Here is a 16,103-nt window from a genome sequence, read left to right as displayed (position 1 = left end):
CCGCCGCTACTTCTTCGCGGCCGCCCACTCCTGCTGTACGGCCAGGTCGGCCTTGACCTCGGCGAGCTGGACGGCGACGGCGGAGGGCGCGGTGCCGCCGCGGCCGCTGCGGGAGGCCAGCGCGCCGGGCACGTTCAGGACGGTCCGCACCTCGGGCGTGAGGTGCTCGGAGATCTTGGCGAACTGCTCGTCCGTGAGCTGGTCGAGCTCGATGCCGTGCGCCTCGCACTCCTTCACGCACGCGCCCGCGACCTCGTGCGCGACACGGAACGGCACGCCCTGCTTGACCAGCCACTCGGCGATGTCGGTGGCCAGCGAGAAGCCGGCCGGGGCCAGCTCCGCCATGCGCTCGCGGTGGACGGTGAGCGTCGCCATCATGCCGGTGAAGGCGGGGAGCAGGACCTCCAGCTGGTCGCAGGAGTCGAAGACCGGCTCCTTGTCCTCCTGGAGGTCGCGGTTGTACGCGAGCGGCAGCGCCTTGAGGGTCGCAAGGAGGCCGGTGAGGTTGCCGATGAGGCGGCCCGATTTGCCGCGCGCGAGCTCGGCGATGTCCGGGTTCTTCTTCTGCGGCATGATCGACGAGCCGGTCGAGAAGGCGTCGTGGAGGGTGACGAAGGAGAACTCCTTCGTGTTCCAGATGATGACCTCCTCGGCGATCCGGGAGAGGTTCACGCCGATCATCGCGGTGATGAAGGCGAACTCGGCGACGAAGTCGCGCGAGGCCGTCCCGTCGATGGAGTTGCCGACGCTGCCGTGCTCGAAGCCGAGGTCGGCGGCGACCGCCTCCGGGTCGAGGCCGAGGCTGCTGCCCGCGAGCGCGCCCGAGCCGTACGGCGAGACGGCCGTCCGCTCGTCCCACTGCCGCAGCCGCTCCGCGTCCCTGGACAGGGCCTGGACGTGCGCGAGGACGTGGTGCGCGAAGAGCACGGGCTGGGCGTGCTGAAGGTGCGTACGCCCCGGCATGGCGACGTCCGGGTGCGCCTCGGCGAGGCCCACGAGCGCGCCCTGGAGCTCGGCGATCAGGCCTCCGATGATCCGCGCGTGGTCGCGCAGGTACATCCGGAAGAGCGTCGCCACCTGGTCGTTGCGGGACCGTCCCGCGCGCAGCTTGCCGCCGAGGTCGAGGCCGATCCGCTCCAGGAGGCCCCGCTCCAGGGCGGAGTGGACGTCCTCGTCGGCGACCGTGCCGACGAACGACCCGTCGGCGACGTCGGCCTCCAGCCGGTCGAGTCCGGCCAGCATGCGGGTGAGCTCGTCCGCGGTGAGCAGCCCCGCCTTGTGGAGCACGCGCGCGTGGGCGCGGGACCCCGCGATGTCGTACGGCGCGAGGCGCCAGTCGAAGTGGACCGAGGCGGACAGTTGCGCCAGCGCTTCTGCGGGACCGTCGGCGAACCGTCCGCCCCAGAGGCGGACATCGCCGGTGTTGCTGCTCACGTGTGCTCCTTGGTGTCTGCGGCTCCGCCGCGTGGGAGGGGCTCCGCCCCGGACGCCGCTCCGCAAACGCCGGAGCGGCCCTTTCCGTTACGCCAGGTCCCGCCGGGCGGCGATCTTCGAGGACAGGCCGAAGATCTCGATGAATCCCTGCGCCTTCGACTGGTCGAACGTGTCGCCGGAGTCGTAGGTGGCGAGGTTGAAGTCGTAGAGCGACTCGCTGGACCGGCGCCCGGTGACGACGGCGCGACCGCCGTGCAGGGTCATCCGGATGTCGCCGGTGACGTGCTGGTTGGCCTCGTGGATGAAGCCGTCGAGAGCCCGCTTGAGGGGCGAGAACCACAGGCCGTCGTAGACCAGTTCGCCCCAGCGCTGCTCGACCTGCCGCTTGTAGCGGGCGAGTTCGCGCTCGACGGTGACGTTCTCCAGCTCCTGGTGCGCGGTGATGAGTGCGAGGGCGCCCGGCGCCTCGTACACCTCACGGGACTTGATGCCCACGAGCCGGTCCTCGACCATGTCGATCCGGCCGATGCCCTGCGCGCCCGCGCGCGCGTTGAGCTCCTGGATCGCCTGGAGGACGGTGACGGGCCTGCCGTCGATCGCGACCGGGACGCCTTCCTTGAAGGAGAGGACGACCTCGTCGGCCTCGCGGGGCTCGGCGGGGTTCGCGCTGTACTCGTAGATGTCCTCGATCGGGGCGTTCCAGATGTCCTCCAGGAAGCCCGTCTCGACGGCCCGCCCGAAGACGTTCTGGTCGATGGAGTACGGGGACTTCTTGGTGGTCGCGATCGGGAGGTTCTTCTCCTCGCAGAAGGCGATGGCCTTGTCCCTGGTCATCGCGTAGTCGCGGACCGGGGCGATGCACTTGAGGTCGGGGCCGAGGGCCTGGATGCCCGCCTCGAAGCGGACCTGGTCGTTGCCCTTGCCGGTGCAGCCGTGGGCGACCGTGCCCGCGCCGTGCTTCCGGGCGGCGGCCACGAGGTGCTTGACGATCGTCGGCCGGGAGAGGGCGGAGACCAGCGGGTAGCGGTCCATGTAGAGGGCGTTGGCCCGGATCGCCGGGAGGCAGTACTCCTCGGCGAACTCGTCCTTCGCGTCGGCGACTTCGGCCTCCACGGCACCGCAGGCGAGCGCGCGCTTGCGGATGACGTCCAGGTCCTCGCCGCCCTGGCCGACGTCCACGGCGACGGCGATGACCTCGGCGCCCGTCTCCTCGGCGATCCAGCCGATGGCGACGGAGGTGTCAAGGCCGCCCGAGTAGGCGAGTACGACGCGCTCGGTCACGGGGCTCTCCTTACGGTGCATGCGCTGTTATGCATGAGTATGCAGTGCACCGTATGTTTCGTCAATCCCGTCGCGCGGCGGCGGTCACGCCCCCGTGGTGGAGCCCGGGCGGACGATCATGAGGACGGTGACCGCGACCCACAGCAGGTTGAAGAGCCCGGTGGTCATGGCAAGCCGCCCGGCCGCCGCGGCGCCCGCCCCTTCGGCGCCCTCGACGCCCTCGACGCCCTCGATGAGCTGCTCCTGCCCCGGCAGGACGAACACGATGAGCGCAGCCGCCGCGAGCATCGTCAGGACCGTGGAGGCGATCACCCACGCGTCCCCCATCACCCCCATGACACCGGCTGTGGCGATGCCGAGGACCGGCACCGCGATGCCGACGCCCGCGTACACCCGGCAGATGCGGTACAGGAGCTTGACCGTGGAGAGCGCCCGCGCGTCACCCGGCTGCTCCGCGGCCCGCCGCGCGGCGGGCGGGAACATGCTGGCGGCAACGGTGACCGGGCCGACGGCGATGATCGCGGCCAGGACATGGAGGGTCAGGAGGAGTTTCGTCACGGCCTCATTCTTGAACCGGCCGCGAGGTGGCAGCAATGACGAGCACCCCACCTTTCCTGCCATCGCTCAAGGTCATGAGACAGGCGAAGGAATCTCGGCGAATAATCCTTGGGCATGGGAAAGACCTACGAACGCATAGACGGCAGGCTCCGCGCCTTCATCGAGCAACAGCCCATGTTCTTCACGGCTACCGCGCCCCTCGCCGACGACGGCACGATCAACCTCTCCCCCAAGGGCCTGACCGGCTCCTTCGTCGTCGTCGACGAACACACCGTCGCCTACCTGGACTTCGCGGGCAGCAACGCGGAGACCATCGCGCATCTGCGGGAGAACGGCCGCATCACGCTCATGTGGTGCGCGTTCCAGGGGCCACCGAACATCGTCCGGGTGCACGGCCGCGGCGAGCCCGTGTTCCGCGACGACCCGCGCTTCACGGAGCTGCTCGGGCACTTCCCCGGCATCGACCCGACCCCGCACGGGCTGCGCGCCGTGATCGTCGTGACGGCCGAACTCATCCGTGACTCCTGCGGATACGCGGTGCCCTTCATGTCGTACGACGAGGACCGCGATCTGCACGGCAAGCGGTTCGCGCGCGAGGACGACGCGTCGCTCAGCGCGTACTTCACCAAGAAGGAGCACATCGCACAGAGCATCGACGGCCTTCCCGGACTGCCGCTTCCGCTGCCGCCCAGTACCGTCTGAGCCATGCGCCCACGAGCCGTCGCCCTCGCCTCCGCGGCCCTGCTCGCCCTCGGCGCCGCCCCTGGCACGGCCTCCGGCACCGGAAGCACCCCGCTGCCCGAGCGGATGGCCGACACCGGCGGCGGCAGCCAGCTCATCACCGCCGAGGCCGCGCACACCGGCTCCACCCGCGGCACGGTCACCTGGTGGGACCGGCGCGGCGGCGGGCGCTGGGTCGCGGTCGGCTCCGCGCCCGCCAGGTTCGGCGCGAAGGGCCTGGTGGCGGGCGGCTCGCGCAGGCAGGGGACGCGGACGACGCCGACGGGTGTGTACGGGCTGCCGTACGCCTTCGGGATCAACCCCCGCCCCGCGGGCACCGGTCACCGGTATCGCCGGGTCACGCCGGATTCCTGGTGGTGCCAGGACAACCGCTCGCACGCCTACAACCGCTGGACCGAGCCGCGCCCCGCCGACTGCCGCGCCGCCGAGTCGGAGCACCTCAGTGCATACGCCCCGCAGTACGCGCACGCGCTGGTGATCGGCTTCAACTACGACCGTCCCGTGCGCGGGCGCGGCGCCGGAATCTTTCTGCACGTCAACGGGCGCGGGGCGACGGCCGGTTGCGTGTCGGTGCCCCTGGAGGCGATGCGGCGGATCCTGCGGTGGGCCGAACCTGACCGGCGGCCGCACATCGCGATCGGCACGGAGTCGGGGCCGACGGCACTCACGCGCCGCTGAACCGGTTTGTTCCGGTCCGGGCTGCATGTAGCGACCACATACCGAGACGGGGTTGCACGCGCGCGTGGCGGACGCGTTGCATCGCGCCGTGCAATCCGAACAGACGATCCCCAGCCACGGCGAGGGCCCCGGCACCGCCGACAAGGCGGCACGCCGCGCCGTCACCGTCTTCCCCGTCCTCGTCCTGGCCGCGGGCGCGCTCGGCCTGCTGCTGCCCGACGCCTTCGAGGGCTGGGGCACCAACGTCCCGTACCTGCTGGGCGTGGTGATGTTCTGCATGGGCCTGACCATGACCCCCCTCGACTTCCAGGGCGTCGTCAAGCGGCCCTGGGCCGTCGCGCTGGGGCTCGTCGCGCACTACGTGATCATGCCGGGGCTCGGCTGGCTGATCGCCCACGCGCTCGGCCTCTCACCGCAGTTGGCGGCCGGTGTGATCCTGGTGGGCTGTGCGCCCAGCGGCACCGCGTCCAACGTCGTGACCTATCTGGCGCGCGGCGACGTGGCCCTCTCGGTGTCGGTCGCCACCGTCTCGACCGTCCTCGCGCCGCTGATCACGCCGCCGCTGACGCTGCTGCTCGCGGGCGAGTACCTGCCCGTCGACGCGGGCTCGATGGTCACCGACATCCTCAAGACCGTGCTGCTCCCGGTCATCGCGGGGCTCGTCGTGCGCCTGCTCTTCGGGCGGTACGTCGACCGGGTGCTCGGCGCGCTGCCCTGGCTGTCGGCGCTGACCATCGCGGCCATCGTGGCGATCGTCGTCGCGGGCAGTGCCGCGGCCATCAAGTCGGCCGCGGCACTGGTGTTCCTCGCGGTGTTCCTGCACAACGGGCTCGGCCTCGCGCTCGGCTACGGCGCGGGCAAGCTGGCCCGCCTCGGCCCGCCCGCGTCGCGGGCGATGGCCTTCGAGGTCGGCATGCAGAACTCCGGCCTCGCGGCGTCGCTCGCCACCGCCCACTTCAGCCCGCTCGCCGCGCTGCCTTCGGCGGTGTTCTCCGTGTGGCACAACGTGTCGGGGGCGTTGGTCGCGGCATGGCTGGCCCGGCGCTCACGTCACTGATCACCGGCTTCGCCGAGTTCGTCCTCGATCGCCGGACGGGCTGAAACTCCTCAGTGATCGTTCGACGCCAGGCGCAGCAGATGATCCGCGAGGGCCTGACCCCCCGTCGCCTCCCTGCTGATCAGCATCAGCGTGTCGTCACCGGCGATCGTCCCGAGGATGTCGTGCAGCTCGGCCTGGTCGATGGCCGAGGCCAGGAACTGCGCGGCGCCGGGCGGCGTGCGCAGGACGACGAGGTTGGCCGAGGCCTCCGCGGAGATCAGCAGCTCCGCGGAGAGGCGCCGCATCCGCTCCTCCTTGGCCGACTCGCCCAGCGGCGCGCGCGGGGTGCGGAATCCGCCCTCGCTCGGCACCGCGTAGATGAGGTCGCCCTCGGCGTTGCGGATCTTCACCGCGTTCAGCTCGTCCAGGTCGCGGGAGAGCGTCGCCTGGGTGACGGTCAGACCGTCGTCGGCGAGCAGCTTCGCCAGCTGGCTCTGGGAGCGCACCGGCTGCCGGTTCAGGATGTCCACGATCCGGCGGTGGCGTGCGGTGCGGGTCTGCGGCACGGCGGGACCCGCGTGGTCGCCGTGCTCGTTGCCTTGCGCCTGGCTCATCGTCGTCTCATTCTCCGGATCATTCGTCCCCGTCGGCTTCACGAGCCTTGTCCAGGATGCCGGGCAGTGCCTGGAGGAACGCGTCCACCTCGTCGTCGCGCACATTCAGCGGGGGCATGAGCCGTACGACATCGGGGGCGGGCGCGTTCACCAGGAAGCCGGCGTCCTGAGCCGCCTGCTGCGCCCGTGGCGCGAGCGGCTCGGTGAGCACGATACCCAGCAGCAGGCCCGAGCCCCTGACATGCCCTACGAGCGGGTGTCCGAGTGACTCGATTCCGTCGCGCAGCTTTTCGCCCGCCCGCTTGGTGTTCTCCAGGAGCCCCTCGGACCCGATGGTGTCGACGACGGCGAGCCCCGCGGCGCACGCGACGGGATTCCCGCCGAACGTCGTGCCGTGGTGACCGGGCTTGAACAGGTCGGCCGCGGCGCCGAACGCGACGGTCGCGCCGAGCGGGAGTCCGCCGCCCAGACCCTTCGCGAGCGTGACGACATCCGGCTGCACGCCTTCGTCGGCGAGGTGCGCGAACCAGTGGCCGGTACGGCCGATTCCGGTCTGCACCTCGTCGAGGACGAGCAGCGTGCCGGTGGCGGCGGTGATCTCCCTGGCCGCCTTCAGATAGCCCGCGGGCGGCACGACGACGCCGTTCTCGCCCTGGATCGGCTCGATGATCACGAGGGCGGTCTCGGTGGTGACCGCGGCGCGCAGCGCCTCGACGTCGCCGTACGGGACGTGCGTGACATCACCGGGCAGCGGCAGGAACGGGGTCTGCTTGCCGGGCTGTCCGGTGAGGGCGAGCGCCCCCATGGTCCGGCCGTGGAAGCCGCCCTGCGTGGCGACCATGTGCGGACGTCCGGTCAGCCGCCCGAGCTTGAAGGCGCCTTCGTTGGCCTCGGCGCCGGAGTTGCAGAAGTACACGCGGCCCGCCCGCCCGAAGAGCTGGAGGAGCCGTTCGGCGAGCGCGACGGGCGGTTCGGCGACGAAGAGGTTCGAGACGTGGCCGAGGGCGCCGATCTGGGTGCTGACGGCCTCGACGACCGCGGGGTGGGCATGGCCGAGGGCGTTGACCGCGATGCCGCCGACGAAGTCGATGTACTCCTTGCCGTCGGCGTCCCACAGCTTGCTGCCCGCGCCGCGCACGAGCGGCAGCCTGGGCGTGCCGTAGTTGTCCATGAGCGCGCCCTGCCAGCGCGCGGTCAGCTCCTGATTGCTCATGACTCCCCCTGTGCGTCGGGCACGACCATCGTGCCGATTCCTTCGTCGGTGAAGATCTCGAGGAGGATCGAGTGCTGGACCCGTCCGTCGATCACCCGTGCGGTCTGGACGCCGTTGCGCACGGCGTGCAGACAGCCCTCCATCTTCGGGACCATGCCGCTGGCCAGCTCGGGCAGGAGCTTCTCGAGCTCGTTGGCGGTGAGGCGGCTGATGACCTCGTCGCTGTTGGGCCAGTCCTCGTAGAGGCCCTCGACGTCGGTGAGGACCATCAGGGTTTCGGCATCAAGCGCCGCAGCGAGTGCCGCAGCCGCCGTATCAGCATTGACGTTGTAGACATGCCCCGAGTCACCTTCGTCCTGGGAGCGGGCGATCGAGGAGACGACCGGGATGCGGCCGTCGGCGAGCAGCGCCTCGATGGCGCCGGTGTCGATCCCGGTGATCTCGCCGACCCGGCCGATGTCGACCAGCTCGCCCTCGATGCGGGGCTGGTGCTTGGTGGCGGTGATCGTGTGCGCGTCCTCGCCGGTGAGGCCGACGGCGAGCGGGCCGTGCTGGTTGAGCAGGCCGACGAGCTCGCGCTGCACCTGTCCGGCGAGCACCATGCGGACGACGTCCATGGCGTCCTCGGTGGTGACGCGCAGGCCCGCCTTGAACTCGCTGACGATGCCGTGCCGGTCGAGGGCCTTGCTGATCTGCGGTCCGCCGCCGTGCACGACGACGGGCTTGAGGCCCGCGTGGTGCAGGAAGACGACGTCCTGCGCGAAGGCGGCCTTCAGGTCCTCGTCGATCATGGCGTTGCCGCCGAACTTGATGACGACGGTCTTGCCGTGGTGCCGGGTCAGCCAGGGCAGCGCCTCGATGAGGATCTGCGCCTTGGGCAGCGCGGTGTGCTTCCGCGCGGTCGGAGTGCTCATGAGCTGTACGCGCTGTTCTCGTGGACGTAGTCCGCGGTGAGGTCGTTGGTCCAGATCGTCGCGGTCTCGGTGCCGGCCGCCAGGTCGGCGGTGATGACGACCTCCCGGTAGCGCATGTCGACGAGCTCGCGGCCCTCGCCCACCGAGCCGTTCTTGCAGACCCAGACGCCGTTGATGGCGACGTTGAGCTGGTTCGGGTCGAAGGCGGCGGACGTCGTGCCGATCGCGGAGAGCACCCGGCCCCAGTTGGGGTCCTCGCCGTGCAGGGCGCACTTGAGGAGGTTGTTCCGGGCGATGGACCGGCCGACCTCGACGGCGTCGGCCTCGCTCGCGGCGTGGACGACCTCGACCTTGATGTCCTTGCTCGCGCCCTCGGCGTCGCCGATCAGCTGCCGCCCCAGGTCGTCGCAGACCTCGCGGACGGCCTCGGCGAACTCGGCGTACTCCGGGGTGACTTCGGCGGCGCCGGAGGCGAGCAGCAGCACCGTGTCATTGGTCGACATGCAGCCGTCGGAGTCGACGCGGTCGAAGGTGAGCCGGGTGGCGTCCCGCAGCGCCCGGTCCAGGACGGCGGACTCCAGGTCGGCGTCGGTGGTCAGGACGACGAGCATGGTGGCGAGGCCGGGGGCGAGCATGCCCGCGCCCTTGGCCATGCCGCCGACGGTCCAGCCGTCCAAGGTGGCGACGGACGTCTTGTGCACGCTGTCGGTGGTCTTGATGGCGATGGCGGCCTTCTCGCCGCCGTGCGCGGAGAGTTCACCCGCGGCCGTCTCCACGCCCGGCAGGAGCTTGTCCATGGGGAGCGTCACGCCGATGAGTCCGGTCGACGCGACGGCGACCTCGCCCGCGTTCACTCCGTCGAGGACCTCGGCGACCTTCTCGGCCGTGGCGTGCGTGTCCTGGAAGCCCTGTGGGCCCGTACAGGCGTTGGCGCCACCGGAGTTGAGGACGACCGCGGAGACGATGCCGCCCTTGAGCACCTGCTCCGACCAGAGGACGGGGGCGGCCTTGACGCGGTTGGAGGTGAACACGCCCGCGGCGGCCAGGCGGGGCCCTTCGTTGACCACGAGGGCCAGGTCCGGGTTGCCGTTCTGCTTGATTCCCGCGGCGATGCCCGCCGCCCGGAACCCTTGCGCTGCCGTGACGCTCACTGCATCTCCTTGTTCGCTTCTCCGCCCGCGCGGCGCAGCGGCGCGGCTTTCGTGGTTGTCTGCGGCCCGGCGGCCGCGCGCGCGTCGCTCACGGCGCCACTCCGATCGTGGAAAGTCCGGTGTCCTCGGCGATTCCGAGGGCGATGTTCATGCTCTGCACCGCGCCGCCCGCGGTGCCCTTGGCGAGGTTGTCGATGGCGCTGATCACCACGACGCGGCCCGCCGCCTCGTCGTACGCGACCTGGATCTGCACGGCGTTCGAGCCGTACACGGCGGCGGTCGCGGGCCACTGCCCCGCGGGGAGCAGGTGCACGAACGGTTCGTCGGCGAACGCCTTCTCGTACGTGTCGCGTACGACGTCGGCGGTGACGCCCGCCCTGGCCTTCGCGCTGCACGTGGCGAGGATGCCGCGCGGCATCGGGGCCAGGGTCGGCGTGAAGGAGACGGTGACCGGGGTGCCCGCGGCGGCGCTCAGGTTCTGGATCATCTCGGGGGTGTGCCGGTGGAGCCCGCCCACGCCGTACGGGGACATGGAGCCCATGACCTCGGAGCCGAGCAGATGCGGCTTGGCCGCCTTGCCCGCGCCCGAGGTGCCCGATGCCGCGACGATCACGGCCTCCGGCTCGACGAGGTCCGCCGCGTACGCCGGGAAGAGCGCGAGCGAGACGGCGGTGGGGTAGCAACCGGGCACCGCGATCCGCTTGGACCCCGCCAACGCGGCGCGGGCGCCCGGCAGTTCGGGCAGGCCGTAGGGCCAGGTCCCGGCGTGCGGGCTGCCGTAGAACTTCTCCCAGTCCGCCGCGTCCGCGAGCCGGAAGTCGGCGCCCATGTCGACGACGAGGACGTCGGGTCCGAGCTGTTCGGCGACGGCGGCCGACTGGCCGTGGGGCAGGGCGAGGAAGACCACGTCGTGCGGCCGGTCCTGTCCGGCGAGCACCTCCGGCGTGGTCGGCTCGAGGACCCGGTCGGCCAGCGGCAGCAGGTGCGGCTGGAGCGCGCCCAGGCGCTGACCCGCGTTCGCATTGCCGGTCAGGGCGCCGATCTCCACCTCGGGGTGGGCGAGCAGCAGACGCAGCAGTTCGCCGCCCGCGTACCCACTCGCCCCTGCCACTGCTGCGCGTACCGCCATGGAACCCTCCTTCAGATGGCATGACTATACGTTGCGACGCAGTTTTATGCAATGAGTTTCCGGAGCGGGCGGCCCTGGGCATCGCGGCCCGCGAGCAAGTTGATCTCTGTTTGGCGACGGCTCTGTGGCTGCCGTCGCGAAGCGCATATGGTCGCCGCCATGGCACTGCGACCTGTTCAGGTGAACATAAAGGCCCTTGATGACACGGCGGTCGGCCGGTTCTGGGCGGAGGCGCTCGGCTGGGAGCTCTCCAGCGAGGGACCCGGCGTGACCAACGTCGAGCCCGGCAAAGGCTTCGTGTGGCCGGACCCGTCCGCCGTCTGCATCGACGTCGTGATCGTCCCGGAAGCCAAGACGGCGACGAAGAACCGCTTGCACATCGATCTCGCCACCACCTCCGAGGCCCATCAGGCGGAGCTGGTCACGCGCCTGCGGGACCTCGGCGCGACACCCGCCGACGTGGGCCAGGGCGACGTGCCGTGGACCGTGCTCGCCGACCCGGAGGGCAATGAGTTCTGCGTCCTCGAACCCCGGGAGAGCTACCGGGACACCGGGCCGATCGCCCGGGTGATGGTCGACTGCGCGGACCCGCGGGCCATGGCCCGGTTCTGGGGCGAGGCGATCGACTGGACCCTGCACGAGGTGACCGACGAGCGCGCGGTGCTGCGCTCCGCCAAGGGGGTCGGCCCGTACCTGGAGTTCCTCCGCAACGGCGTGAAGACCGTGCCGGACCGCGCCCACCTCGACCTGCTCCCGTACACCGGTGACGATCAGCAGACGGAGGTGGCCCGGCTGCGGGCCCTCGGCGCCACCGACCTCGACCTCGGCCAGGGCGACGTCACTTGGCAGTGCCTGGCCGACCCGGAGGGCCACGAATTCTGCGTCCTCGGCCGGTCCTCCTGACACGGAGCCCCGGGCGCCGCCCGGGCGGCGGCGCGGAGCGGCCTTGACGCGGGCGGCAGTTGACGGAGGGAGGCCGGACCGACAACTCCCCCCATGCCGTAACATTTCCGCGATGTCCTCCATAGCCAGATTTGCCGAACGTCACACCACCACGGTGGTCTGGCTGATCATCCTCGGCGGAGCCGGGTCGGCCTTCTTCGGCGACCACCTGTGGCGCTGGACGGCCGGTCTGGGGCCGGGCGCCGGATACGCCTTCGGGGCGTTCTGCGGCAGCGGCATCCTGTGCTCCTGGCCGCTGGCCGCGGCCGCGGCGCGACGACGGCAGTGGGTGCGCTTCACCGGCGCCGCGGCCGTCGCGGTGGTGGCGTTCCTCGCCGTGGCCGGCCTGCCGCCCGGGCGCCGCGGCCGCCCCGTCGGCGCCCTCGCCATGCCGGACGACCAGCGCATGTGGGTGGAGGAGCACCCGACGGTGTGGTGGGCCATCGGGGTCGGCCTGGCCTGCGGCGCGTTCGCCCTCTGGGGCCTTCCGCCGCTCCGCCGCGCCACGGGGCGGTGGCGCTCCGGGTCCGCCGACGGGCCGTCGAAGCGGCCCTGAAAACCCGGCGGCCGTCCGCCCGCACCCGGACGTAGCATGCGCAGCCATGACCGCACCCGGTGGCCCGATCAACTGCCCGGAGTGGGCTGGGAGTACGGGATACCGCGCGACTACCTCGAAGAGCTGGTGCACCACTGGCGGCACACCTACGACTGGCGGGCCGCCGAGGCCGCGCTCAACGAGTGGCCGCAGTTCACCACCACCGTCGACGGGGCGAACATCCACTTCGCCCACATCCGGTCCCCCGAACCGGACGCCACCCCTTTGCTGATGAGCCACGGCTGGCCCGGCTCGATCGTCGAGTTCGCGGGGGTCGTTCGGGCTCTCGGGGCCGACCAGGGACACGGGCTGGGAGTTCCGGCGGGTGGCCGCCGCGTTCGGCGAGCTCATGGAGCGCATCGGCTACGAGCGGTACGGCGTGCAGGGCGGCGACTGGGGAGCGGGGATCTCCCGCGAACTGGGCCGCGTACGACCGGCCAAGGTCATCGGCGTACACCTGAATCTGCTGCCTGCCGCAGACCCTGGCGTACGGCCTGACCGACTCACCGGTGGGCCAACTGGCGTGGATCGCCGAGAAGTTCAAGGAGTGGAAGGACTCCGCGGAGCGCCCGGAGGACGCCGTCGACCGGGACCAGCTGCTCACGAACGTGATGCTCTACTGGCTCACCGGCACCGCGGGTTCGGCCGCCCGCATCTCCTACGAGCGCGCGCACGCCGACTACTGGGGCAGCCCGCCCGCCCCGTCCACGACCCCCACCGCTCTCGCCGACTTCCCCCGCGACAACTTCATCCCCCTGCGGCACATCGCGGAGCTGCTGGTCGGCGACGTACGCAGGTTCTTCAGGACGCTCCGCGCGACGGGGTGACGTGGGGTCGGCCGCGGGAGGCGAGGCCCTAGGCTTCCTCCGGCACCGACCCTCCCCGACCTCAGGAGCACCCCCCATGTTCGACCCCGCACCGGAGCACCCGTACCCCGACGGCCACCGGCCGGACGAGGCGCCCGCGCCGCACGCGCTGCTGACGCCCGTGCTCGGGCTCCTCGGCAGCTGGCGGGGCCGGGGGCGCGGCACGTACCCGACGCTCGACGCGGACTTCTCGTACGCCCAGGAAGTCACCTTCAGCCACGACGGCCGCCCCTTCCTCCACTACGAGGCCCGGGCCTGGCTGCTCGACGCCGACGACGTGCCGCTGCGGCCGTCGGCCCGCGAGAGCGGCTGGTGGCGGCTGCAGGCCGACGGGCGCGTGGAGGCGCTGATCACCCAGCCCACCGGCATCGCGGAGATCTCGGTCGGCCACGCGGCCGACGGGGCGGTCGATCTCGCCACCCACGAGGTGACGCGCACCCCCACGGCCAAGGAGGTCGACGCCACCCGCCGCCGCTACACGCTGACCGACCCCGACACGCTCGACTTCGTCCACGACCTCGCGGCGGTCGGGCAGCCCCTGCAGCACCACCTCTCGGCCCGGCTGCGGCGCGCCGGGTAGCTCCCCCGCACGGGCGAGGCGGGATACCTCCGCGGGTCGATGTCCGGCCGCGCGCCCGGCCGCAGGCTTGAACTCCGCACTTCGGGAGGGGAGTTCAGATGGACCGGTGGGACCGGGTCGGGCGGCTCGGCGGGTACGGGGCCGCGCTGGCCCTCACGCCGTATCTGCTGATCAAGGTGTCGTGGGTGATCGCCGCGGCCCTGGGGATCGCGCCGATCGGCGCCGGGTTCGACGTGACGGGGTGGGTGGCGCTCAACACCGTGACCGTCGGCATGTCGGCGATCGGGATCACGGTCGCGCTCGCGCTGGTACGGCCGTGGGGGACGCGGATCCCGGGCAGACCGCTGGCCTTCTGCGCCTGGGTGGGCACGGGCTTCCTCGTGCCGCTCCTGCCGTACGCCGTCCTCGGCTCCCTGCTGCTCCCCTCCGACGACGGGTCCCGGGCCGGTGCGGACGACGACCCCGCCATGCCCGGCTGGGAGGGCGTCCTGGTGCAGCTCGGCTTCATCGGCATGGGGCTCGGCCTCGCCCTGGCACTCCCCGCGTACGTGCGGCGCCGCTGGCCGGACGTGTTCACGGGCCGCACCGGGGACGGCGGACAGGGTCCGCTCCGGGTGCCGCCGTGGCCGACCGTCACGGCCGCGGTGATCGGCGCGGTCTGGCTGTACTGGGCCGCGGGCGGCACGGCGGGGATCGCCCACCCCGCGCAGCGCGACCTCTCCGGACGGCTGATCATGGGCACCCTCGGCGGCTGGGCCCTCCTGGCGGCGGCCGCCACCTGGTCCCTCACCCGCGGCCGCCCCGCCCGGCTCGCCCGCCGCGTCCCCCTGACGGCCTGCTGGCTCGGCTCCGGCACCCTCTTCGCCTGGAGCGCCTGGAAACTCCCCTTCACGCTCTGTCTGGCCCTTGCCCGGCCCGCCGACCCCGCGCTCCCGGAGAACCTCGCGATCGCGGCGGTCCTGCATGTGGCAGCGGTGGGGACGGGGGCGGCGATGCTCCGGGAGCTGGCCCGGGCGCAGGGCCTACGGAGTGGGGCGGGCGGGGCCCCGCGGGATCGAGGGGGCGTTACGCCTGGGGCTCGTCGCGCTTCTGCTGGTTCTTCTCCTTGATGCGCACCGCTTCCTTGCGGACCTCGGCCTGGGTGGCGCGTTCCTGGCGGAGCCAGGAGGGGAATTCCTGCTTGAGGGCCTCGATCTGTTCCGTGGTGAGCGGTTCGGTGACTCCGCCGCGGGCCAGGCCCGCGATGGAGATGCCGAGCTTGGCCGCGACGACGGGGCGGGGGTGCGGGCCGTTGCGCCGCAGCTCCTGGAGCCACTCCGGCGGGTCGGCCTGCAGCGCGTTCAGCTCGCTGCGCGAGATGACGCCCTCCTGGAACTCGGCGGGCGTGGCCTGGAGGTACACACCCAGCTTCTTCGCCGCGGTCGCGGGCTTCATGGTCTGGGTGGTCTGGTGCGACGTCATGGGTCAAGGGTATCGAGCGTGTGCGCTACTCCCGACCACGCCGGGTAGCCTGGCGAGGTGACAGGCTCGGAAGTATCCCCTTCGTTCCGGCTCGCCTACGTCCCGGGGGTGACGCCCGCCAAATGGGTGCGTATCTGGAACGAGCGGCTGCCCGACGTCCCGCTGACGCTGCACGCGGTGTCCGCCGCCGACGCGCCTGACGTGCTGCGCGCGGGCGGCGCCGACGCCGGATTCGTACGGCTGCCCATCGACCGTACGGACCTCAGCGCGATCCCCCTCTACACCGAGACGACCGTCGTGATCGTCCCCAAGGACCACGCGGTGGCGGCCGTCGAAGAGGTGTCCCCCGAGGACCTCGCCGACGAGATCGTGTTCCATCCGCTCGACGACGTCCTGGAGTGGGAGAAGCGGCCCGGGCTGCCCGCGCTGGAGCGCCCCGCCACGACCGCGGACGCCGTGGAGCTGGTGGCCGCGGGCGTGGGCCTGCTCGTCGCGCCGCAGTCGCTCGCCCGCCTGCACCACCGCAAGGACCTCACCTACCGCACGGTCGCGGGCGCGCCCGAGTCGCGCGTCGCGCTGTCGTGGCCCGAGGAGGCGACCACGGACCTCGTGGAGGACTTCATCGGGATCGTCCGCGGGCGCACGGTGAACAGTTCACGGGGGCGTACGCAGACCGCTGCGCAGCCCAAGGGCAAGCGCCCGGAGGCGGGCGGCGCGCAGCGGAAGTCCGCCGCGGGCAGGTCGGGCGCCGGGAAGTCGGGCGGCGGCAAGTCCGGCACCGGCAAGTCCGCCGCGGGCAAGGGCGCTCGGAGCGGCGGTGGCCGGGGGAAGTCCGCGGCGGCGTCCGCCAAGCGCGGCAAGCCCAAGCGCCGGTCGTAGCCCGGTCGTAGCCCGGCCGTAGCGGACC

Annotated in this window: 17 protein-coding genes and 1 pseudogene; 9 read left to right on the top strand and 9 right to left on the bottom strand. The window is 71.9% G+C overall.

The window, feature by feature from the left end; genetic code table 11:
- Positions 1–6 precede the first annotated feature (6 nt).
- The 3 genes from argH to ACFWZ2_RS12465 all read right to left on the bottom strand — a co-directional run bounded on the left by argH (position 7) and on the right by ACFWZ2_RS12465 (position 3,273).
- The gene (gene argH / locus ACFWZ2_RS12475) at positions 7–1,434 is read right to left on the bottom strand and encodes an argininosuccinate lyase (protein ID WP_384545026.1); all 1,428 of its coding nucleotides are present in this window, start codon (positions 1,432–1,434) and stop codon (positions 7–9) included.
- 87 nt (positions 1,435–1,521) lie between these two features.
- Entirely contained in the window at positions 1,522–2,715 is a 1,194-nt protein-coding gene (locus ACFWZ2_RS12470) for an argininosuccinate synthase (RefSeq protein ID WP_384545025.1), read from the bottom strand.
- An 84-nt stretch (positions 2,716–2,799) separates the two neighbouring features.
- Positions 2,800–3,273, bottom strand: a complete 474-nt coding sequence (locus ACFWZ2_RS12465; RefSeq protein WP_384545024.1) for a hypothetical protein — start codon at positions 3,271–3,273, stop codon at positions 2,800–2,802.
- A gap of 114 nt (positions 3,274–3,387) precedes the next feature.
- On the opposite strand from ACFWZ2_RS12465, the gene ACFWZ2_RS12460 reads away from it, so the two are divergent.
- From ACFWZ2_RS12460 to ACFWZ2_RS12450, 3 genes are all read left to right on the top strand, one after another.
- Positions 3,388–3,975: a pyridoxamine 5'-phosphate oxidase family protein gene (locus tag ACFWZ2_RS12460; RefSeq protein WP_384545023.1), complete on the top strand. Its 588-nt coding sequence runs from the start codon at positions 3,388–3,390 to the stop codon at positions 3,973–3,975.
- A gap of 3 nt (positions 3,976–3,978) precedes the next feature.
- Entirely contained in the window at positions 3,979–4,692 is a 714-nt protein-coding gene (locus tag ACFWZ2_RS12455; protein WP_384545022.1) for a L,D-transpeptidase, read from the top strand.
- A gap of 88 nt (positions 4,693–4,780) precedes the next feature.
- Positions 4,781–5,749 carry a bile acid:sodium symporter family protein gene (locus ACFWZ2_RS12450; protein ID WP_384545021.1) on the top strand — a complete coding sequence of 323 codons (969 nt, stop codon included), beginning with the start codon at positions 4,781–4,783 and terminating at the stop codon, positions 5,747–5,749.
- Positions 5,750–5,799: 50 nt separating this feature from the next.
- Here ACFWZ2_RS12450 and ACFWZ2_RS12445 read toward each other — a convergent pair whose 3' ends face one another.
- The 5 genes from ACFWZ2_RS12445 to argC form a co-directional block, all read right to left on the bottom strand.
- The gene (locus ACFWZ2_RS12445) at positions 5,800–6,345 is read right to left on the bottom strand and encodes an arginine repressor (RefSeq protein WP_384545020.1); all 546 of its coding nucleotides are present in this window, start codon (positions 6,343–6,345) and stop codon (positions 5,800–5,802) included.
- Positions 6,346–6,364: 19 nt separating this feature from the next.
- A complete protein-coding gene (locus ACFWZ2_RS12440) occupies positions 6,365–7,558 on the bottom strand; it encodes an acetylornithine transaminase (RefSeq protein WP_384545019.1) in 1,194 nt (397 codons plus the stop codon).
- On the bottom strand, positions 7,555–8,472 hold the full coding sequence (gene argB, locus ACFWZ2_RS12435) for an acetylglutamate kinase (RefSeq protein WP_384545018.1): 918 nt from the start codon (positions 8,470–8,472) through the stop codon (positions 7,555–7,557). The genes ACFWZ2_RS12440 and argB overlap by 4 nt, the downstream gene beginning before the upstream one ends.
- Entirely contained in the window at positions 8,469–9,623 is a 1,155-nt protein-coding gene (gene argJ / locus ACFWZ2_RS12430) for a bifunctional glutamate N-acetyltransferase/amino-acid acetyltransferase ArgJ (protein ID WP_384545017.1), read from the bottom strand. The genes argB and argJ overlap by 4 nt, the downstream gene beginning before the upstream one ends.
- An 88-nt stretch (positions 9,624–9,711) precedes the next feature.
- Positions 9,712–10,752 (bottom strand): N-acetyl-gamma-glutamyl-phosphate reductase, encoded by a 1,041-nt coding sequence (gene argC, locus ACFWZ2_RS12425; RefSeq protein ID WP_384545016.1) that lies wholly within the window; start codon positions 10,750–10,752, stop codon positions 9,712–9,714.
- Positions 10,753–10,911: 159 nt separating this feature from the next.
- On the opposite strand from argC, the gene ACFWZ2_RS12420 reads away from it, so the two are divergent.
- From ACFWZ2_RS12420 to ACFWZ2_RS12400, 5 genes and pseudogenes are all read left to right on the top strand, one after another.
- Positions 10,912–11,655, top strand: coding sequence for a VOC family protein (locus ACFWZ2_RS12420; RefSeq protein WP_384545015.1), 744 nt, complete (start codon positions 10,912–10,914; stop codon positions 11,653–11,655).
- A gap of 112 nt (positions 11,656–11,767) precedes the next feature.
- Positions 11,768–12,250: a hypothetical protein gene (locus ACFWZ2_RS12415; protein ID WP_384545014.1), complete on the top strand. Its 483-nt coding sequence runs from the start codon at positions 11,768–11,770 to the stop codon at positions 12,248–12,250.
- A gap of 48 nt (positions 12,251–12,298) precedes the next feature.
- Positions 12,299–13,116 (top strand): annotated as a pseudogene (locus tag ACFWZ2_RS12410) (epoxide hydrolase family protein); the annotation flags it as partial.
- Positions 13,117–13,192: 76 nt separating this feature from the next.
- Complete coding sequence (locus ACFWZ2_RS12405) at positions 13,193–13,735, top strand: FABP family protein (RefSeq protein ID WP_384545013.1); 543 nt, start codon at positions 13,193–13,195, stop codon at positions 13,733–13,735.
- Between the two features lie 98 nt (positions 13,736–13,833).
- Positions 13,834–14,844, top strand: coding sequence for a hypothetical protein (locus ACFWZ2_RS12400; RefSeq protein ID WP_384545012.1), 1,011 nt, complete (start codon positions 13,834–13,836; stop codon positions 14,842–14,844).
- Here the strand turns inward: ACFWZ2_RS12400 and ACFWZ2_RS12395 are convergent.
- Positions 14,801–15,196 (bottom strand): DUF5997 family protein, encoded by a 396-nt coding sequence (locus ACFWZ2_RS12395; RefSeq protein ID WP_384545011.1) that lies wholly within the window; start codon positions 15,194–15,196, stop codon positions 14,801–14,803. The two genes, ACFWZ2_RS12400 and ACFWZ2_RS12395, sit on opposite strands and share 44 nt — an antisense overlap.
- A gap of 57 nt (positions 15,197–15,253) precedes the next feature.
- Between ACFWZ2_RS12395 and ACFWZ2_RS12390 the strand changes: the two genes are divergently transcribed.
- A complete protein-coding gene (locus ACFWZ2_RS12390; RefSeq protein WP_384545010.1) occupies positions 15,254–16,075 on the top strand; it encodes a LysR family substrate-binding domain-containing protein in 822 nt (273 codons plus the stop codon).
- Positions 16,076–16,103 lie beyond the last annotated feature (28 nt).

Source organism: Streptomyces sp. NPDC059002, assembly GCF_042740435.1.
Classification (GTDB): Bacteria; Actinomycetota; Actinomycetes; order Streptomycetales; family Streptomycetaceae; genus Streptomyces.
Note: the sequence above shows the minus strand (reverse complement) of the source record. Positions and strands in the feature narration are given on the sequence as shown.

Coding starts and splice junctions, on each gene's coding strand:
- ACFWZ2_RS12460 (WP_384545023.1), top strand. CDS start 3,388: ATGGGAAAGACCTACGAACGCATAGACGGCAGGCTCCGCGCCTTCATC.
- ACFWZ2_RS12455 (WP_384545022.1), top strand. CDS start 3,979: ATGCGCCCACGAGCCGTCGCCCTCGCCTCCGCGGCCCTGCTCGCCCTC.
- ACFWZ2_RS12445 (WP_384545020.1), bottom strand. CDS start 6,345: ATGAGCCAGGCGCAAGGCAACGAGCACGGCGACCACGCGGGTCCCGCC.
- ACFWZ2_RS12440 (WP_384545019.1), bottom strand. CDS start 7,558: ATGAGCAATCAGGAGCTGACCGCGCGCTGGCAGGGCGCGCTCATGGAC.
- argB (WP_384545018.1), bottom strand. CDS start 8,472: ATGAGCACTCCGACCGCGCGGAAGCACACCGCGCTGCCCAAGGCGCAG.
- argC (WP_384545016.1), bottom strand. CDS start 10,752: ATGGCGGTACGCGCAGCAGTGGCAGGGGCGAGTGGGTACGCGGGCGGC.
- ACFWZ2_RS12420 (WP_384545015.1), top strand. CDS start 10,912: ATGGCACTGCGACCTGTTCAGGTGAACATAAAGGCCCTTGATGACACG.
- ACFWZ2_RS12415 (WP_384545014.1), top strand. CDS start 11,768: ATGTCCTCCATAGCCAGATTTGCCGAACGTCACACCACCACGGTGGTC.
- ACFWZ2_RS12405 (WP_384545013.1), top strand. CDS start 13,193: ATGTTCGACCCCGCACCGGAGCACCCGTACCCCGACGGCCACCGGCCG.
- ACFWZ2_RS12400 (WP_384545012.1), top strand. CDS start 13,834: ATGGACCGGTGGGACCGGGTCGGGCGGCTCGGCGGGTACGGGGCCGCG.
- ACFWZ2_RS12395 (WP_384545011.1), bottom strand. CDS start 15,196: ATGACGTCGCACCAGACCACCCAGACCATGAAGCCCGCGACCGCGGCG.